At 39.1% G+C, this 20239-nt stretch carries 16 protein-coding genes; 9 read left to right on the top strand and 7 right to left on the bottom strand.

The window, feature by feature from the left end; all coding sequences use genetic code 11:
- Window positions 1–28: 28 nt before the first annotated feature.
- Entirely contained in the window at window positions 29–1477 is a 1449-nt protein-coding gene (locus QNH43_RS12835; protein ID WP_283918351.1) for a flavin monoamine oxidase family protein, read from the top strand.
- Between the two features lie 96 nt (window positions 1478–1573).
- Here the strand turns inward: QNH43_RS12835 and QNH43_RS12830 are convergent, their stop codons facing one another.
- The 3 genes from QNH43_RS12830 to QNH43_RS12820 are packed head-to-tail and all read right to left on the bottom strand — an operon-like array spanning window position 1574 to window position 5204.
- Window positions 1574–2686 (bottom strand): Ger(x)C family spore germination protein, encoded by a 1113-nt coding sequence (locus QNH43_RS12830; RefSeq protein ID WP_283918131.1) that lies wholly within the window; start codon window positions 2684–2686, stop codon window positions 1574–1576.
- Entirely contained in the window at window positions 2683–3777 is a 1095-nt protein-coding gene (locus QNH43_RS12825; RefSeq protein WP_283918130.1) for a GerAB/ArcD/ProY family transporter, read from the bottom strand. Before QNH43_RS12825 ends, QNH43_RS12830 begins: the two co-directional genes overlap by 4 nt.
- Window positions 3774–5204, bottom strand: coding sequence for a spore germination protein (locus QNH43_RS12820; RefSeq protein WP_283918129.1), 1431 nt, complete (start codon window positions 5202–5204; stop codon window positions 3774–3776). Before QNH43_RS12820 ends, QNH43_RS12825 begins: the two co-directional genes overlap by 4 nt.
- Window positions 5205–5415: 211 nt before the next feature.
- Here QNH43_RS12820 and QNH43_RS12815 point away from each other — a divergent pair, with 211 nt between their 5' ends.
- Genes QNH43_RS12815 through QNH43_RS12800 form a run of 4 tightly spaced genes read left to right on the top strand, consistent with a single transcriptional unit; the run spans window position 5416 to window position 9722 of the window.
- Window positions 5416–6942 (top strand): spore germination protein, encoded by a 1527-nt coding sequence (locus QNH43_RS12815; RefSeq protein ID WP_283918128.1) that lies wholly within the window; start codon window positions 5416–5418, stop codon window positions 6940–6942.
- 18 nt (window positions 6943–6960) lie between these two features.
- Entirely contained in the window at window positions 6961–8052 is a 1092-nt protein-coding gene (locus QNH43_RS12810) for a GerAB/ArcD/ProY family transporter (protein ID WP_283918127.1), read from the top strand.
- Entirely contained in the window at window positions 8049–9134 is a 1086-nt protein-coding gene (locus tag QNH43_RS12805; protein ID WP_283918126.1) for a Ger(x)C family spore germination protein, read from the top strand. The genes QNH43_RS12810 and QNH43_RS12805 overlap by 4 nt, the downstream gene beginning before the upstream one ends.
- Window positions 9135–9170: 36 nt before the next feature.
- A complete protein-coding gene (locus tag QNH43_RS12800; protein WP_283918125.1) occupies window positions 9171–9722 on the top strand; it encodes a Rid family hydrolase in 552 nt (183 codons plus the stop codon).
- Window positions 9723–9853: 131 nt separating this feature from the next.
- Here QNH43_RS12800 and cysI read toward each other — a convergent pair whose 3' ends face one another.
- On the bottom strand, window positions 9854–11584 hold the full coding sequence (gene cysI / locus QNH43_RS12795; protein WP_283918124.1) for an assimilatory sulfite reductase (NADPH) hemoprotein subunit: 1731 nt from the start codon (window positions 11582–11584) through the stop codon (window positions 9854–9856).
- Window positions 11585–11611: 27 nt separating this feature from the next.
- On the bottom strand, window positions 11612–13426 hold the full coding sequence (locus QNH43_RS12790; protein ID WP_283918123.1) for an assimilatory sulfite reductase (NADPH) flavoprotein subunit: 1815 nt from the start codon (window positions 13424–13426) through the stop codon (window positions 11612–11614).
- A gap of 335 nt (window positions 13427–13761) precedes the next feature.
- Here QNH43_RS12790 and QNH43_RS12785 point away from each other — a divergent pair, with 335 nt between their 5' ends.
- Both QNH43_RS12785 and QNH43_RS12780 read left to right on the top strand, forming a co-directional pair.
- The gene (locus QNH43_RS12785) at window positions 13762–14670 is read left to right on the top strand and encodes a LysR family transcriptional regulator (RefSeq protein ID WP_283918122.1); all 909 of its coding nucleotides are present in this window, start codon (window positions 13762–13764) and stop codon (window positions 14668–14670) included.
- A 291-nt stretch (window positions 14671–14961) separates the two neighbouring features.
- Window positions 14962–15276 (top strand): iron-sulfur cluster biosynthesis family protein, encoded by a 315-nt coding sequence (locus QNH43_RS12780; protein WP_283918121.1) that lies wholly within the window; start codon window positions 14962–14964, stop codon window positions 15274–15276.
- Window positions 15277–15510: 234 nt separating this feature from the next.
- On the opposite strand, the gene sigH is transcribed toward QNH43_RS12780, so the two are convergent.
- On the bottom strand, window positions 15511–16161 hold the full coding sequence (gene sigH, locus QNH43_RS12775; protein WP_283918120.1) for an RNA polymerase sporulation sigma factor SigH: 651 nt from the start codon (window positions 16159–16161) through the stop codon (window positions 15511–15513).
- Window positions 16162–16631: 470 nt separating this feature from the next.
- Window positions 16632–17135, bottom strand: a complete 504-nt coding sequence (locus tag QNH43_RS12770; RefSeq protein WP_283918119.1) for a DinB family protein — start codon at window positions 17133–17135, stop codon at window positions 16632–16634.
- A gap of 340 nt (window positions 17136–17475) precedes the next feature.
- Here QNH43_RS12770 and QNH43_RS12765 point away from each other — a divergent pair, with 340 nt between their 5' ends.
- Window positions 17476–18357 carry a MerR family transcriptional regulator gene (locus tag QNH43_RS12765; RefSeq protein WP_283918118.1) on the top strand — a complete coding sequence of 294 codons (882 nt, stop codon included), beginning with the start codon at window positions 17476–17478 and terminating at the stop codon, window positions 18355–18357.
- Window positions 18358–18869: 512 nt separating this feature from the next.
- Complete coding sequence (locus QNH43_RS12760) at window positions 18870–20213, top strand: APC family permease (protein ID WP_283918117.1); 1344 nt, start codon at window positions 18870–18872, stop codon at window positions 20211–20213.
- Window positions 20214–20239: the final 26 nt, after the last annotated feature.

Genomic DNA, 20239 nt, shown 5'->3' with positions numbered 1-20239 from the left:
TTTCAAAGATCCGCTATCCCCCGATCAAATGCTGGCTGTTATCAGAAATGGCCTGGGACCATCCCAGATTCCCAAAAGAATCATTATCATTGGTGCCGGCATGTCTGGGCTGGTTGCAGCATCCCTTTTAAAACAAGCGGGGCACGAAGTTACGATATTGGAGGCAACCGGGAGGGTCGGAGGGCGTGTTTTGACCATACGTGAGCCATTTTCAGAAGGTTCCTACCTTGAAGCCGGTGCCATGCGCATTCCGAATTATCATTACTTAGTTGCTGAATACATCAAGAAGTATGGTTTACGAGTCAACACCTTTATTAATGCGACTCCCAATGATCCCATTTATGCCAACGGAATCAAGACGACCGCCGCCATATATGAACGGAACCCGGATATACTCAGGTACCCTGTAGCTCCCCATGAAAGAGGTAAAACAGCTGAAGAATTACTTAACATGGCAATTAAGCCTGTGACTGACTTCATCATTCAAAACCCACGTAGAAATTGGGAAATTGTCATCAAAGAGTTTGATAAATACTCCATGAGCTTCTTTTTGCAGTACAATCCAGTAGGAATGAGCCTTTCAACAGGGGCGATTGAAAGCATCAAAGTCCTAATGGGTTTAGAAGGATTCCCGGAACTTTCTTTTCCTGCCATACTTCGGGAGCTTATGCCACTCTTTAATCCAGACATTGAATTTTTTGCAATCGAAGGAGGAAACGACCGGCTTCCTTATGCTTTTTTACCGGAATTGAAGGATAATCTAAATTTCAGATATGAAGTGACAAAGATCATCCAACATGATAATCAAGTCACCATCCACTCTAAACATACTCAAAGCCAAAACCCCTTAACCGTTACAGGTGACCTTGCCATCGTGACTATCCCACTTCAATTGCTGCAATTTATGGATATTGAACCCCGGAATTCCTTTTCCCATAATAAGTGGAAGGCAATAAGGGAACTCCATTATGCTGCGTCCACGAAAATCGGACTTCAGTTTACACATAGGTTTTGGGAAAAAGAAGGAATCTTCGGTGGTAAATTGACGACCGATTTACCGATAAGATTTTCTTATTATCCCAGCCAAACGAGCAACCAGAGTGAATCCGGTCTCATCTTGGCAAGTTATACATGGGAAGATGATGCCACTTTGTGGGATATACTTCCTGAAAAAGCCCGTATACAACACGCATTGAAAAATTTGGCCCAGGTCCATGGAAAACAAGTATATGATCATTTTTTATCAGGGGCTTCTTATAGCTGGACATTGAATCAGTATTCATACGGCGCTTTCTCCATGTTTAAACCTGGTCAGGAAACGGACTTGTTTCCATACATCCCGACGCCTGAAGGAAGGGTCCACTTCGCTGGTGAGCATACATCAACAGTTCCAGCATGGATTGAAGGAGCCATTCAATCCGGCATCAGGGTTGCACATGAAGTGACGAATCTGCCTAGAACATTCAGAGAGCCTTGAATGGACATTTTCTTTTGGTTATTAAGTACTATATCAACTAAAGAGCACTTGACAAAAAAACCTTCCCATTTGGAAGGTTTTTCTTCGTATGCCCATTCACTTCACCCCTCCTTTTGCACCGAAGTCTATGATCCTTATGTCCACTTCATAATTAATATCGGCTTTACTGAAAACTTCGTCCCATTTCTGCTTATTTTTCTCCCAAAACTTTGGATGCTGATTTTCCGCATAACGATAAAATCCTGCTACCCCTGTTTTATATTCATGCTGTAATTTGTATACGATTTTCTTGACGTCCTTCTTCACTTCATCCTCGGCAATACGCTCAATCTCTTTTAGATAGGCTTCTTCAAATGAATTTTCCTTACTATACCAATCTTCCGAAAGTCTAGCTGTGTACCCGACCTTAACATTTATCGTTAAATGATCCCCGTTCAATTCCGTCGTGACCTTCCTCTTTGTCCTTTTTATCACTTCAACACTTAAAGGCTTGCCGTGTTGGACAGCTTCGATTATTCCGCCTTTCACATTTCCGTTCAACCAATTTAAAGCAGCTATATCTTCATCATTCATGACCCCGACCAACTTTGAATTGTTGATCACCCCTGCACCCTCCAAAATTAATTTCCCTCTTCTAATATCAACGGCCTGAATGGCAAAGCTTCCATCTGATTGCAAACTTGAGGAAGCTTTGCCCATCGTTAAAGGCTGAAGGATTTTATTCGTTCTGTTCTCATTATCTTTCAATTCATAAATTACATTCGAAGGGATCTCCCCATCGTCGGCCAATCCCAAAATGTCCTTTGTCGGTCTCTTTGTTAAATAAACAAGACAACTTCTCCTTGTGTTATTATCGCGAATTGCCTGATTAATGATCGCTTCCATCGGGATTTTCTTTAATACATCTTCATTAATGAGCATGATACGCTGATGATTGGTTAAAACCGTATTGGTTATGAGCAAAGAATCCCTAATTGCTTCATGGAGCGTTTTGGCACTGACGGTAACATTCTTATATTTTAGTTGAGCTTGATTCTCCTGAACACTACTTCCTGGAGGTACCAGAATTTGCTCGGTTAACATAATTTCGTCCTTCTTTTTACTATTATCGATTCCCATTCCCACCACAAGGGATAATTCTTCAATATTTTGACTGTCCCAACAGCCAGCAAGCAATGGAATAAACAAGATCAACCATAATCTTTTCATCCGCTTCTTCTGCTCCTTTTCACTTGAACGATTGCAAATGTAATAATTGGCAAGCCAATCAATATAAAGGGAAAAACATAACCCAGCAAATCGCTCAATTTAAAAATCTCGATTGTATTTTTAGGGACTTTGGCCAGGAAAAAAATGAGCGGAACCAAAACAATAAGGTTCGTTGAATACGAATTGTTGAAAATTTTCGTCAGTCCTTCTGCTGCGAAGTAATAGTAAATTGCATGTGTACAAAAGAACTGAAGAATCCAGGTGATTAATAGAAACAGCTCTAAACGCTCTATAAATATCCCTTTTACTTCATACGATTGAATAAAAGAAATGGTTGGCCATGTAACAGCTTTGACTTCAGGAACAGTCAGTGTAGCGACTACCAGAACATATGTAATTACATATAATATCATCGGTATGAAAAAACCGATTAAAGCGCCACTTTTTATCTTGCTTTGATTTTTAACGACGCCGAACAAAAAGATGAAAAGTTCAATTCCAAAAAAAGACAAAGTTCCGGAGCCCATTCCTTTCATGACAGGGAGAAATCCTTTTCCAAGTACAGGCTGGAGATTTTTTATTTCGACTACTTTAATACTGAACATATAAATGAGCAAGACGATGACAATTGTCAGAGGTAGAAAGAATACGCACACCTTTGCAATGGCTTTAATTTTGCCTGTCAATAGATGCACACTCGCTAAAATCAATGTGAGTATCAATATTTCAACCGGGGTTTCCTCCAGCAAATAAAATCGGACCATTTCACTCATTGCAAGCACTTCAAAGCTGGCCACGCCTATAAAGTACACCACCACGATCAACCCAATAAGTTTGGCGAGCCACTTTCCATAGGCCTCCTCCATGTATGTGTAATAGTTAGCCACCTTATGTTTTTTTAGCAGTACAACCAATAAGCATATGAAAAGGGCAATAGCGGTCCCATTAAAAATCAAGACGATCCATCCATCGGGTGAATTAACTTTTTCCGTTATCGTCCTTGGAAGCGTAAGCATCCCAACTCCTAACATGGCGCATGAAATGATCGAGGCCAATTCCCCTCTAAGAATTTTGCCGTCTGCTTGGCTCAAGAAAATTCTCCCCCTTTTTTCCGCTTCGGTAACCGGAGGAACGCGTCCTTCCAAGTTTTTTTACCGATAAAATCCATCGGTTGAAAATAAGGTTCTTGAAAGCTAGTCAATTTCGACAAATGACTGATAACGATGATAAAGTATAAAGTGGTTCCATATAGGCCTAGAACGGCGGAAAAAATCATCGCCCCGAACCTCAATGCCCTGAATGCCAGTCCAAAGCTATATTGTGGTACCGTAAAAGATGTAATCGTCGTGATTGCAACGATTATGACCATCAGGGAACTTACAATATTCGCTTGAACGGCTGCTTGGCCAATAATGACGCCACCGACCAATCCAACCGTTTGCCCAATGGGCGCCGGGAGCCGAATGCCTGCTTCACGAAGCAGTTCAATCGTCAATTCCATGATGATTGCCTCTACAAAAGGCGGAAATGGCACGTTCTCCCTTGTACCGGCTATGGTCATCGCTAGTTCCGTCGGCAGCAATCCAGGGTTGAACGAAACCAAGGAGATATAAATTCCTGAAAGAAAAACGGTAATAAATAAAGAAAAGTAACGAAGAACACGTAGAAAAGAACCCGCTACCCACCTTTCATAATAATCATCAGGTGACTGCAGAAGCATCGTCATCGTCGTAGGTGCCATCAATGCAAATGGCGAGCCGTCAACCATGATGACCACCCTTCCTTCCTGCAATGCCGCCAATACTTTATCCGGACGCTCCGTATTCTGGATCTGTGGGAAAGGGCTAATCGATGTATCTTCAATTAATTCTTCAAGCATCCCCGAGTCTTGGAGATCGGTAGCTTTTACTCTATTTATCCGTTTATTCACTTCTTTTAGCAAAGAATCGCTTGCTTTTCCTTCATAATAGATCAACGCAACTTCCCGCTTTTCAAGCGTCCCTAACTTCTGTTGTTTGACGATTAGGTTGGGGTGATTGGAATATTGCCTTATCAAGCCGACATTTTCCTGGAGACTTTCGATAAACCCAAGCTTCGGTCCACGCACAACCCTCTCTGTCGAAGGTTCACTCAGTGTACGAATTTTCTCCTTTTTCAGATTCAAGACATAGCCATTTGCCATTCCATCTATAAATAAAAGTGTTTTCCCGTCAAAAATATGCTCTTTGGCTTTTTCATAGGTTTCCACATCCTGTTCCCTGACTGAACAGATTTTGGAAATGACCAGCTTCTCGATGGAAACCAGGTGCCTTGATTCAACCTGCGCAGCCGATAAATCCAGGACTATTTCATTGAATGCTGGATAGTCCATCGTTCCATTGACAAATACGAATAATCCTGAAACCTCATAACCGGGAATGAAAACCTGTTTAAAAACTACATCATCCTGCATATCCAATTCAGATTTCAATTTTTCCTGCTTTTGATCCAATTTAATATGCAAGGGTGTACTTTTCATGGTGAACTCCTTTGGTTGAATGGGTTTTATTTTAGTTTCCACTTTCTTCAATTATTTTATTCGAAAAGGAAATGGTGACAGTTTTTATAACCAACAACTTTTCAATGTATCCCCATTTCCTTTAACGGGGACCAATAACATTGTAAATGGTTAATTTGTAATTAAATTGCAAAAGCTAGGATAACCAGCTTTAGATTAGAGGTGACAACATTTGTTTAACCGCGGAAAGTTCAAAAAAAAACCCAATCAACCAAACGATAAAAATGATGAATTAAATAAAGTTTCGGAAGTAAGGGACCTATTCAATACCCTTTCTTCATCCACTGATTTCATAAACCATCAAGGAACCTATAATGGCATAGGGTACTGGGTATCCTTTTATCGCCCTTTAATCGATGCAAAGGAACTTCACGAAAGTGTTCTTTCTGTCATACCGACGCTGGAAACGATAAATTTGGAGCAAATTAAGGAAAACGTCCCTATTGAAAACACACTGATTACCAGTACCAAGATTGTAATCGAAGAAAGGATCATGAGAGGCGAAATTGCACTTCGTTTAGATGGAAATCTTGATGAATGCCTATTAATCAATGTTGCGGCCCAACAAGGAAGACAAGTTGAAAAACCTGAACTCGAATTTGGGATCATAAGTGCTCAAGAAGCGTTTGTCGAGGATATTGATATCAATCTGAATCTAGTTAGAAAAAGGCTGCCTATCCCCGGATTGCAAGTAAGTGAAATGACTGTGGGATCCTTGTCTAAAACGAAAGTGGCAGTATTATCGATTGAAGGGATCGTTGATCAGGAAAACGTCGATAATGTTCTCCAAAGGATCAATGACGTAGAATTTGATGAAATCTTGGATGGGTCCCATCTCGCGCAAATACTATATGATAATTCATCTACCTTATTTCCCCTTTTTCTAAATACGGAAAGGCCTGATCGCATCGCAAGTGCACTGGCTGAAGGTAAAGTGGCCTTGTTGATCGATAGGTCGTCCTCAGTACTCATTACTCCAACCATTTTGTTGGAATACTTTATCACCATGGAAGATTATAATATGCCTTGGATTCCGGCATCTGCTTTCCGTTTATTAAGGATATTCGCGGTCGCTTTTTCGATATTTGCCACTCCCATTTATGTAGCCGTTCTTACTTATCACTATGAACTGATTCCAAAAGATCTTTTGGAAACAATCGTCACTTCAAGGAACTTAATCCCTTTTCAGCCTTTGATTGAAGCATTATTCTTGGAGATCTCCATTGAGCTATTACGGGAAGCGGCTGCCAGGCTGCCAACGAAGGTAGGCCAGACATTAGGTATCGTCGGCGGTATCGTAATCGGTCAAGCAGCCGTTGTTGCTGGTTTGACCAGTAATATCTTATTGATCATCGTTGCCCTCTCGGCATTGGCATCATTTGTTACTCCCATTTACAAAATGGGTAATGCCATACGGCTGCTGCGGTTCCCCTTTTTAGTGGGAGCCCAGATTTGGGGACTGCTCGGCATTACCATTGCAGCCGTGTTTTTGATGACCCACCTCATCAAATTAACGTCGATGGGGCATCCATACCTTGAACCGATATATCCATTTCGTATGCAAGATTGGAAAGACAGCTTTGTTCGTCTTCCCTTTAATATTTTCAAGTCGCGACCTGTAAATTTACGTCCTGATGATATATCCAGACAGCCACAGCCAAAAAAAGCAAGAATTAAAAAAAATGATTTTAATGAATGATTTAAATGAGGGGCCTATATGAACCAAGCCGGTGTTAATGAAAAATATAAGGTATCACCGTTCTATGTGTTTTTTTTAGTGCATTCCATGCAAACGGGAGTAGGCGTTTTAAGTTTTCAAAGGGTTTTAGCGAAGATAACCGGAACGGACGGCTGGATTTCGATACTATTAGCCGGCCTGATCGTTCATATATTGATTTGGGTCATATATAAAATCTTCAGTATCGTTCCTGGTGATATCATTTCGGTAAATAATCATGCATTCGGGAAATGGATCGGGAATTTCTTCAGTCTATTATTCATTCTTTACTTTTTGATTCTTGGGATGACAGTAATGATCAGCTATATAAATGTCATACATGTATGGATGTTTGAAGAGGTAGCATCTTGGGCTTTTGCTTTAGTTTTCCTGATCCTGATTTATTATATTAATACGGGAGGATTCCGTACAATTACGGGTATTACCTTTTTATGCTCCATTTTGACATACTGGCTTTTATTTGTCCTATTCTATGCCATGAAATACTCTGAATTCACCAATTTGCTTCCTGTTTTCCACCACACACTATCGGATATATGGAAAGGAACTAGAAGTACTTCATTAATGATGCTTGGCTTTGAAATGATCTTGATGTTTTATCCTTTCATCAAAGATGCTAAAACTTCACAAAAATATGCTCATGGAGGGGCCTTAACAACAACCCTAATAGCCTTATTCGTTTATTTCGTTTCACTTATTTTTTATTCACAAAAACAGTTGCAGCTGACTATATGGCCGACGCTGTCATTGACCAGCATTGTCGAATTGCCCTTTATCCAGCGATTTGAATATATTGATGTATCTTGGTGGGCCATCGTCATCATACCCAACATGACCATATCCTTGTGGGCAGCAAGCCGAGGTTTCAAGCGCTTATTCAACGTTCAGCAAAAGTATCCATTATGGGGGATGTCAATTATTATCCTGTTTATCAATATATTTGTTTTTGATGTCGATTCCCTATATATACTGAATAAAATAATCAATCCATATGGCGTGCTCTTCCTTGTTTTATACTTGCCTCTTCTTTTGGTCATCATCTATTTAAAGAAAATGAGGGAACGCTCATGAAAAAATTATTTCCTGTTATTTTGGCTTTTCCCCTCCTTTGGAGCTGCGCCGAGCCAAGGGTGGTTGACGAAGTCAATATGTCCCAGGCCATCGGCTACGATATACTGAAAAATGATAATGTCGAAGGAATGTTCGTCATCCCTATCTTCCAACAGGACAAGATGGGTAAATATCAAATTTTAACTGGAGCATCGACGACAACGAGTGATGTCCAGGCTGTCGTTTCCAAAAAAGCGGATAAGCCGGTATTTCTTGGACAAACTCGCATCATTTTATTCAGCGAGAAAATGGTTCGTGAAATGGGAATGACAGAACTTACCGATTATCTCTACCGTGAACCACAACTTGGAAACAGAGTCATATTGGCTATCGTCGAAGGAAAGGTCAAGAATGTCATAAATACGAAACCACCAAATACGAATGTGAATATTGGAATCTTTTTATCGGATTTGATCAATCAACAAATTGAAACAGGGAACGGGCCGGATACAAACCTCCATCTTTTTTTAGGAAACTCACTAGAAACTGGCGGAGATTCGTATCTTCCTTTATTTAAATTAATTCATGATGAAGTGGCTGTTTCTGGAGTGGCCCTGTTTCATGAAAATAAGATGGTCAGTAAAGTTCGAACGGATGATATGTTCATTTTCAAGACATTAGTTCAACATCATAGGCGGGGAATATACAAATTCAGACTAAAAGACAAGAAAAGAAGCGCTGTCGTAGTGGAAAGTATCCGAAGCGGTTCAAGTTATAAGGTATCCGGTACGGATAAAAATCCTTCGATCACGATTAAGATCAAAATTAAAGGACAAATCAAGGAAACCATGCGCAGTGACAACCTTACCAATAGAAAGATGATAAAAAAAATTGAAAAGGAAATGGAAGCTGATTTAACCAAGCAAGCAAACCTTCTTATTAAAGATTTTCAAAAAAAATCCCTTGACCCGCTTGGATTGAAGGAAAAATATCACGCCAAAAATAAAAAAATGACCTATGAACTTTGGAAAAAGATTTATCCGGTGATGGACATTCATGTAGAAACAAAAGTTAACATCATCCAAACCGGGGTCTCAGAATAAATTTTTAGGAATTCTTTTCGATAAGGAGCTGGCTTTATGAAAAAAAACATGAAATCAGTCATTACTACTTCAGTAATAGGTATGAGTTTAATCACAGGAATCTCTTTTGCTTTCGCAGGTAACGATATAAATGAATTGAACTCAGATAAAGTGACCTTCTTTGGCTCCACATCTTCTGCGATTTCCAGTTCAGTTGCCATACCTCAAAGTTATAACCGGTTATTGTTTAGCGGAACAGTCGCCCCTCTTTTAAACAAGGATGGAAAAACCACTTATGAGAGATATGGCAATACAGAAAGGCAGGCAATCGGAATCTTAGAAAATTTAAAAGCAGATTTGAAAACTAAAGGACTATCCCTCGCTGATGTAACCTATTTGCGTGTATATGTCGCACCAGATCCAAACAAAGGAGATAAACCAGATTATCAAGGTTGGTTTGATGCCTATGCTTTGTTCTTTAATACAAAGGATAATCCAGTAAAAACCGCTCGTTCTACAGTAGGGGTGCAAAGTCTGGTTTCGCCGGATTATCTTATTGAGATTGAAGCAGAGGTAGCCTATAAAAATAACAGCAAGTCAAAAAAATAGACGATGAAAGTGAATGGTCATGTTTCAATACCGGTGTACCAGGCCTAGTTATCATTCTTATCATTGCACTCCGGAAAACTATTGAATACAAAAAGAGACAGGAAATTAGACCTGTCTCTCACTGCATTTAATCAATCATGAAAATTCATTCCATCCGTCACTTCTTTAACAATGCCCGCATTGATGACAAAGTCTCCGAAATGCTCTCCTTGCTGACGTTCTTTTGCATATCGGGAAAGAAGTGCACGCAGCTCTTTCAATATCTCTTCTTCACCGATGTTTTCACGATACATTTTGCTTAATCGGCTTCCGTCGAAGGCAGCACCGAGATACATATTATATTTGCCAGGTGCCTTACCGATAAAACCTATTTCCCCGAGTGCATGCCGGGCACAGCCATTCGGGCAACCGGTCATGCGAATCGTGATTTCTTCGTTCCTTAGGCCATTTTCATCAACAATGGTCTCGATTTTATCAAGCAGAACCGGTAAATAACGCTCTGCTTCGGCCATTGCCAACCCGCATGTTGGAAGCGCCACGCATGCAATCGAGCTGCGTCTGAGCGCCGAATGATGTGTACCATCCGTCAAACCGTATGATTCAAGCAATTCGATGATCTTTTTCTTTTTCTGGCTTGACACATCTGCAATGATCAGGTTTTGATTGGCCGTCAAACGGAAATCACCCGTATGGATCTTTGCAATTTCACGCAACCCGGTCATCAGCTTGTAATCATTGGAATCGGCAATTCGGCCACCCTCGACAAAAAGTGTAAAATGCCATTTTCCTTGCATGCCTTTTACCCATCCATAACGGTCACCATTATTATCAAAATGATAAGTTCTCGCTTCATCCAGCTTCCATTCTAGACGGTTTTCCAATTCAGCCTTTACCGTTTCGAGCCCAAGCCTGTCAACCGTATACTTGAACCGTGCATTTTTCCGTACGGACCGGTTTCCATAATCACGCTGAATCGTAATGATTTTTTCAGCCACATCCAATATTTGATCAGGGGTGCAAAAGCCGATTATTTTGGCTAGTTGGGGATATGTCGCCTTGTCACCGTGGGTCATTCCCATACCGCCGCCGATCGCCACATTAAAACCAATGAGTTTTCCATTTTCAACAATTGCTATGAAGCCAAGATCCTGGGAGTAAACATCAATGTCATTCGATGGAGGGACCGCAATGCCTATTTTAAACTTCCTTGGCAAATAATGCTTTCCATACATTGGCTCGACTTCCTCCAATTCAGGAGTACCGACCACTTTTTCTTCATCCAGCCAGATTTCATGGTACGCCCTTGTACGTGGCAATAGATAATCACTCAATTTTTTCGACCATTCATATACTTCGGAATGGATTTCGGATTGAAATGGAATTGAATTGCACATTACGTTCCGGTTTACATCTCCGCATGCAGCGATTGTATCCAGCATGGAAGCATGGATTTCCTGAATGGTTTTTTTCATATTCCATTTTAAAATACCATGCATTTGAAATGTTTGCCTTGTGGTCAATTTCAAGGTCCCGTTACCGTATTTTTGGGCAAGGTCATCCATAACAAGCCATTGAGAAGGCTGTGCCACCCCGCCGGGCATGCGGACACGCAACATAAACTGATAGGCAGGCTCCAGTTTTTGTTTCTGACGCTCATTGCGTAGATCCCGGTCATCCTGCAAATAACTGCCGTGATGTTTCATTAGTCGATTGTCATCATCCGGAATGCCGGCACTAATCCGATCCTGCATCACTTTTCCAAGTGTACCTCGCAAATAATCGCTTTTGTCTTTAATTTGCTCAACATCACTAGGCGGGCCTTCTGGTGCTTTCAATAGTGCTTTCAATAGTGGGTTCACCATGTTGTTATCTCCTTTTCCTCCAAATTTTCAGTACACATCACGTTGATAGCGTTTATTTTGTTGCAATTCTTCAAGATAAGCTTGCGCATCAGCATGGCTCATATTGCCTTCTTTTTCTATGATCTCAATAAGCGTATTATGGACGTCATGTGCCATGTTTTTCTCGTCACCGCAAATGTATACAGCTGCCCCTTCTTGAAGCCATTCGTATAATTCCCCGCTGTGCTCGCGCATCCGGTTTTGAACATACACTTTTTCATCAGTATCACGTGAAAAGGCAACGTCCATTTTCGTAAGTACGCCTGTTTCCAACCACTTTTGCCATTCAGTCTGATAAAGGAAATCCGTCACGAAATGCTGATCGCCGAAAAAGAGCCACGTTTTCCCTTTCGCTTCCGATTCTTCGCGATCTTGGATAAAAGATCTGAACGGAGCTATGCCCGTTCCCGGTCCAATCATGATTATTGGAGTGTCGGGGTTATTCGGCTGCTTGAAATTCTGGTTATGCTGAATGTAAATAGGCAGCATGTCCCCAGGCTGTAACCGGTCCGCACATAAAATGGAGCAGACACCTTTTCTTTCTCTTCCGTGACTTTCATACCGGACAGCTCCGATTGTCAAATGCACTTCATCCGGATATGCGGATAAGCTACTCGCAATTGAGTATAGGCGGGCTGGAATTTTCCGGAGAATTGATACGAATTCTTGCGCCGATTCACCCCATGAGCCAAAATCACGGACAAAATCAAGCAAATCACGGCCTTCACGATATTCTTTTAATCTTTCTTCGTTACCAGGCGCTAAAAGCTCCTTTAAATCCTCATTATCTGAAAGCTGGGCCGCTTGTTCAATGAGGGATTTTGTCAAAACCGTAATTTCAAAATCGGAGATGAGCGATTCCCTGAACTTACGAACTTCTCCCTGCTTATTGACCTTCACGGTTTCTTCTGGGTCCCAATTGAGTTCGGTAAGAAGCATATCCACTAAATCCGAATCATTTTTCGGATACATACCAAGGCTGTCTCCAGGTTCGAATGTAAGACCAGAGCCCTCAAGAGATAACTCGAGATGATGTGTCTCTTTATTGGAGCCACGACCGTTCAAATTTATATTTTCAAGCACTTCCGCTTTAAACGGATTTGTTCTCGAATACGTTTGTTCACCTACTGAAGCCATCGTTGCGGGAACTGCAGCAACAGAACTGCCTTGCCCTTCATTTAAACTAGAAATGACTCCTTCCAGCCATTCAGAAGCAGGCTCATCATAATCAAGGTCGCAGTCCATTCGCGGAAATAACCGTGTCCCGCCTAGTTCCTCCAAGCGTTTATCGAATTGTTTTCCCGTTTCACAGAAAAACTCATATGAGCTGTCCCCAAGCGCCAATACTGAAAAGCGGACACCTTCGAGGCTTGGTGCCCTCCTGCCATGAAGGTACTCATGGAAAGACAATGTATTATCCGGCGGATCACCTTCTCCATGGGTGCTAACGGAAATGAGGAGATTTTGGACTTTTTTCAAATTGTTGAATTTAAAGTCACTCATGGATGAAATGGTAACCTGAAAGCCATTACCCTCAAGCTTACTCGCCGCATTTTCTGCCAGCCCTTGAGCATTGCCCGACTGTGAACCATAGAGAATGGTCACCTCTTTTGATACTGTCTTTCCGCTGCTTTGAGCTTCCAATACCGGAGCGTCGGCTGAACTCATATTCGAAACTGACAATGATGCAGTCAGATAACCGCTCAACCAAACTTTTTGTGTTTCTGTCAAGCTGGGCAGGAGGCTGTTAAGGAGCTCTGCCTGCTCATGTTTAAAGGGACTGTTACTTACCTGAAGTTGCACGATTTCCACCTCACAAAGGGATATTAACTTATCTTAGTTGATTCTTAGGTATAACGAGTGGGTTAAACATTTTTATTTCCATCCATAAAATAATTAACTCGTTTACTCCTATAGACGAAGTCGGTTTTAACTACAAAAAAAATGAAAATACAGTCATATAGGTTCATAGCACGCTACAAATAAAAAATTAGGTTATAAAGGACATTAACCTTCCCCAGCTTATACTCTTCCTAAAATAAGTTTCTCATTAAAACTTTACTGGAAGGCGCATCATTAGTAAAATATATATAATTTATTGTAACTATTAAGAATATTAATAATAAGGAGAAATTTCTATGTACTATGATGCTCTAAAAACATTTGTGACCCTTGTGGAAGTCAAAAATTTTACTAAAACAGCAGAAATGCTTCTTATGTCGCAACCAAGTGTTAGTTTGCATATAAAAAAATTGGAAGAAGAGTTCCAAACCAAATTATTTCTCCGTTCTCCTAAATTCCTAAAAGTCACCCTAACGGGAGAAATTCTTTACGACCGGGCCAAGCAAATGATCACAATCTATGAACAGACCAGACAAGACATTCAGGAACACGATAGGTCCATCAAGGGCGAATTGAAGATAGGAGCAAGTTTTACAATAGGAGAGTATATCCTTCCTTCTTTACTCATCGACCTTCAAGAGGACTATCCTGAACTTGAACTTCAAGTCGTAATCGGAAACACGGAAGAAATCGTTCAAGCCGTTCGGCTATACAAAGTGGATATTGGTTTAATCGAAGGTCAAACTAATGAAAAAGAGCTTTCTGTTCACCCATTCATGCAAGATGAGCTATTCATTGTGTCTTCTAACAATCATGAACTCGCTAATAAAGAAGAAGTCGAGATTACTGCTTTACATGACCAGGCATGGGTAACAAGGGAAGTTGGATCAGGGACACGCGAATACCTTAATCACGTCATACGTTCAAATGGATTGAAAATTAAATCGATACTCACGATAAGCAGTAATCAAGGAATTAAAGAAACACTTATAAAAAATGGCTTGGGGCTGGCACTGCTTTCCCGAAGTGTAATTGAAAGGGATGTACAAAATAAAATCCTTTCTATTATTCAGGTAAAAAATGAATCATTTAACAGGACACTTTCGTACGTCTATTCCCCAATCATGGAAGATAAAAAGAATGTCAAAACTTTCATAACTGAATTAAACAAAAAATGGCCTATGAAAGCAAAGCCGATAGGATGATCATTGGACATTATATATTCCAATAATGAAGTTACAGACACATGATGTTAGGAACTTATTGGTGATATTATTAAACAATCATAAGCCGGATGATCCGGGACTGGACTGTTTAAACATCGGCTTTAATATACTTAATTAAGAAGTCTGAGTAAATCCAAACCTGTCAATCTTATTCACATTAACTTATAAACAATTGGGTATATGAATAAATAGAGGATTCTTCATATATTGATTTTTGTTTTCCTTGATTAGATAAAAAATAATATCAATTAGTGTATGGGAGCGGGTTTTATGAATATTGAGATTAAAGAAGCAGCGATTGAACAACTATTAAAAGTGAATTATAAAGAGAATGAAGGTGTTCGCATCGAAGCCATTTATGTTGGGAGCTGTTCGATTTATGTGGAACATGAATTGAAAATTGATAATAAGAACGAAGATGATGAGAGGTTCATAATCGATGGGGTCCCCGTATTAATTTCAAGTGAGTCTAAAAAGCATCTTCCCGATAAAGTCTTTCTTAATTACAGTGATGGACTTGGATACAAATTATATTCAAAAGATGAAACATTGAGATATAATCTCCAATTGAATAGAGTGAATTAAAAAAATGAACATAATAAAAAGCCCATGTGTTCCAGTTGGGCTTTTTGTGTTTATACTCAGAGAATTTATCATCGGCGATTTACCTAGAGGGATTTTATTTTCCTTTAGGATAGCACTGCACGAATAGCTCCATTATTAACTAGTATTTTTATCTATTCTAATTTTTATTAAACTAAATCGTTTCGATGTTATTTTTCAAATAATAATGACCGCAAGTTTAAAGAATAATTGTTATTATTCTTCCACCCTCCTGGACTCGAAGTGCCGCTCCAGTTTCCTTTTTACACGCTGAAGTGCATTATCGATCGTCTTTTTTTGAACATTCAGTTCTTTTGCTATTTCAAAATAAGTTTTTCCTTCCAGGTACAAGTCCACAACACTGCTTTCCAACTCACTAAGGACTTCGGTTAAAATTAGCTCAATATCGCAAATTTCTTCTGATTTTATTAAAATCGTGACTGGGTCATTTTGTCTCTGTTCAGGAATTAGATCAATTAGGCCCTGTTCAGACTCCCCTTGATAGATAGGCATATACAATGAAACATAATTATTTAAGGGAGAATGCTTTTGGCGAATAGCCGCTTTAACAGCCGTTATGATTTGTCTTGTAATGCAAAGTTCCGCAAATGATCTGAAAGACGACTTTTTGCAATTTTTGTAGTCTCGAATGGCCTTATATAGTCCAATCATCCCTTCCTGAAAGACGTCTTCCTTATCTCCACCCGTTAAAAAATACTTCAAAGCATTTGCTTGAACGACACATCTGTATTTTTTGATTAAAAAGTCCAGTGCATCTTCATCACCATTATGGATTTTCCCAACCAACATTACATCTTCCATATGAGTATAGTTTTCCATTCGTTTCTTCTCGATGATTACACTCATTTATTTTCCCCCACTCACTTAATTGAGCCCCGACATATGGTTGCATGATCACTTCAATGTGTTAATTCAATATAATAATATCTCAGAAATGACGATAATGATATTCGCAAATAACGACATTTTTCAACAAAATACTGATATTTATAACTAGACACTTTCAGTCAGCTTTACTTTAATTGATTTGGTAAATATCTCGTCATTTAATGATAAATAATAATATTAAAGAACTATTCTGCACTAATGCTTTAATATAGTCTAATCAAAAAGGAAATACGGAATCTATGGCACCTTTTACTTCATTAACTTTAGTTTGAAAAATAAGGATGCCATTTAAACTCTTCTTTGCAAAATAAAAAAGCACCCTTCAAAGGATGCTAAAACATATTATCAGTTATAAAATGGAGAACTGGAATTTAATTTCGCCAATGGCCCCGAATGTTGAAAATCCTAACTTAAGCATTCTTAAGTTATTAAAGCGGTGGATTTTCCACACCTAGATGAATCCAATCTTCTTTTGGCGGTCCATAAACCCCAGAAGGTTTTATTCCTGCTTGACGCATTAGTACCGTAACTTGTCCGCGATGATGAACAATATGCTTGATTAGCCCCATAAGGATGGAAGCATTTGTTTCCTGTCTTCCAAACGCTTCTTGTATTTGTTCCAGGGATTCGTCTGTCCATTGCTGTTCAATAATTTTGGCTGCGTGAGAACTTACATTTTTAAAAGTGATGGCAATTTCCCGGGCTGAAGATGGAACGTTTTCCGAACTTTCTATCCGTTCTATCTTTAACCCGAAATGAGCTAGATAATCTGGAATGTTCGTGGTGAAATGCCATGCAATTCTTCCTAAAGTGCGACCTTCAGGATAAACTTGTTGATCTAAGGATTCATCAGTCAAACCATCCAAAACATTTTGAGTCAGTATGGCTTCTTTATTCCATTCTTTAATAAAATCCGAAATTGAAATATACATATAATACCTCCCCTATTTCGATAGATAACTACTTAAAGTACATTATAAAACATACGTTCCCTCATTACAAATTCCTTAATGAACATGCAATGGAACTTCAGTTGAAATCTGAGAGTGGATTTTTTCCATCCGGTTGGTATTCTTCAAGAGTTGAAATGGAAAACCCATGTACATAAAATGGCATACTTAACTTTCCGTCCAGTATTCGACCTAAACCGGAAGTGAAATGCTCTTCAAATCATCCTACACTAGCTATACATAACAAGAATCACTACTTTATAATAAAGGATAATCATGTTATTAATATAGATAAATTCATTATTGGTTAGGAGAAAAAGCCATGCAAAATAAGCTTAGTATAGGAGAAATGGCGAAGTTGCGAGGTGTAACCGTAGATACATTGCGTCATTACGATAAAATTGGATTGCTAAAGCCTTATCATATTGATCCCGAAACTGGCTATCGTTACTACTCCATTTCCCAGTATGAAGTTCTCGGAACGATAAAAGATTTAAGGAGCATCGGGTTTTCCTTAGGGGAAATCAAGCAATTTCTTACGAATCGCAATGTCAAAAAGTCGGTTGAATCACTTCAAAAATCAATGGTGAATATTCAGGAAGAAATTAAGAAATTGCAAGATATCCATAATATATTGATGACCCGATTATACAATATTGAACATTTCACAAACAGTTACAGGAATTCGGATATCGTGATAAAACAATTTGAAGAACGGGAATACATCCAGCTAGGCAGATCGGTAAGTTGGGCGGATACAGAAAATCTTTATTTTGGATACTTGGAGCTCGAAAACAGGATTGGTGGAATCATTCCTGCATTGGCCAGCAATAAATTTGGAGATTTTATCAAGAAAGAGTATTTTGATAAAATTCGTCAATCATCTGACTTTTCCTCTAACCTAAGTGACTATCAATCTCAGTTATTCATTCTAGTTCAGGATGAAGAGTCAGGGCAACCAACCCAAAAAATTGAAAAAGGGCTATTTTTATGTTCCTATTATGGAGGACTCACAAGGGAAAAAATGCTACCCCAGCTAAAAAAGCTACTCCATTATTGCGATACTCATGGCTATGTTATTACCGGTGACGCCTTTCGAATTATGCAGGTCGACGTTTCTCTGACCGATCAATATGATGAAGCTTATTATGAAATACAAATTCCGATTGAAGAGAAAGTAACTAGTAAACAGCCTTCGAAATGAAAGCATTATCATTTCAAAGGCTGTTTTTTTGTATCGTAACTGTTTACTCTGGTGTTAGACGAGACTTTATAATGGATTTACACATACTGAATGGAGTGATGCTATCCTAAATGAAAACAGCAAAGCATTATTTTGAAAAATCATTATGTTCTAAGGAGTGATGCCTTTAATTAAAAATGTGAAATCAAAAAAGACAAGGCCGTTACGAAGCAGTTCCTTGCATTTTCCTACTCTTCTTTACCAACTCCTCTCTGCGGCCGATTAGAGGACAGGCAAAAAAAGAGGAATTATGAAAACGGTTAAAAGCATTCAGTCATAATGTTTTTTCAGTTCACAAGTAAACACTTTTTATGTTGATTATCCTTTAAAACAAAAATGATGACTTTTCATTGCCTGGATATATACAGAATTTTTAAATTAAATATTCCGAATAATCCAGTTATTAACGAAGTGCACTTTAATGAAATGTAACTACCGATCGTTAGTGAAAAAATCACAAGGAGGATTGATTAATGGAAAATACGAATTCACCAACTCTCAAACGTACTCTTACTTTAAAGCATGTCGTCTTTTTCGGATTGGCTTTCATGGCTCCAAAAACGTTTTTCTCAACATATGGGGTAGCTGTAAACAGCACTAACGGGATGATGCCAACGGCTTATGCTATTGCTTTAGTTGTCATGTTATTTACAGCTTATAGCTATGCCCAATTAGTGAAAGCGTTTCCAAATTCAGGAGCAGCCTATACGTTTACGCAAAAATCAATAAGTCCACATATTGGGTTTATCGTTGGTTGGACACTCATCATTGATTATATATTTAGCCCGATGATCAGCTCCCTAATCGTAGGAATTTCATTGAAAGCTTATTTTCCATCCATTCCAATGTTTGTTTGGATCATTATATTTATTATGAATATTACTGTTGTCAACATCCTTGGCATTAAATTAGCAGCGAAACTTAGTACGTATATGCTTTTCTTTCAATTTTTATTGTTTGGCCTATTTTTTATTTTGTCCATTATAGGGCTTCTTGCAGGAAAAGGAACAGGGACATTATTTTCAACCGTTCCCTTTTATGATTCTGAAGTTAGCGTACCTACTCTACTATCTGTTATCCCTATTCTATGTTTTAGCTTTTTAGGCTTCGATGCAGTAACTACATTGTCAGAAGAGACTAAGGATCCTACGAGAACGTTGCCAAAAGCGATCTATTTCATAACGATAATTGGCGGATTTTTATTTATCACAGGTTCTTATTTTGCACAACTGATTTTTCCGGATTTTCATTCTTTCAATAACCCTGAATCCGCCTATTTAGAGATCGCGATGTATATCGGCGGAAACATTTTTGTGAGCTTCTTTGTAGCAGTGGGGCTAACATCCACCACTGCTTCGGCCGTTGCTTCGGGAACGAGCGCCTCTCGTATTTTGTATGCAATGGGAAGGGAAAATGTATTGCCGAAAAAATTCTTCGGCTATCTATCCCCAAAATACCGGACACCGGTGTTCAATATTTTACTCATTGGTGCGGTTGCGTTAAGTGCTCTTTTCTTAGATCTAACGACAGCGGTATCGCTTATTAGTTTTGGAGCGTTATTTGCCTTTTTCTTTGTGAATCTTTCGGTTGTTTCTTACTATTTTTTTCAAAAGAAACAGAGGTCTTTTAAAGGAACGATTCAATATTTGATTATCCCGCTTATTGGTGCAGCACTGATTGGATTATTTTTTATACAATTAGATAAACATTCACTACTACTAGGTGGAATTTGGCTACTTATCGGATTTATTTATCTATTAAACTTAACGAAAATGTTTAGACAACCGCCTCCTGAGCTCTCCTTTGAGGAAGCTTGATAATAGGCCATGAAAGAAGGGAATGA

Origin of the sequence: Peribacillus simplex (assembly GCF_030123325.1) — a bacterium.
Classification (GTDB): Bacteria; Bacillota; Bacilli; order Bacillales; family DSM-1321; genus Peribacillus; species Peribacillus simplex_D.
The sequence above is the reverse complement of the archived record's forward strand: the minus strand, read 5'-3'. Positions and strand labels throughout refer to the sequence as shown.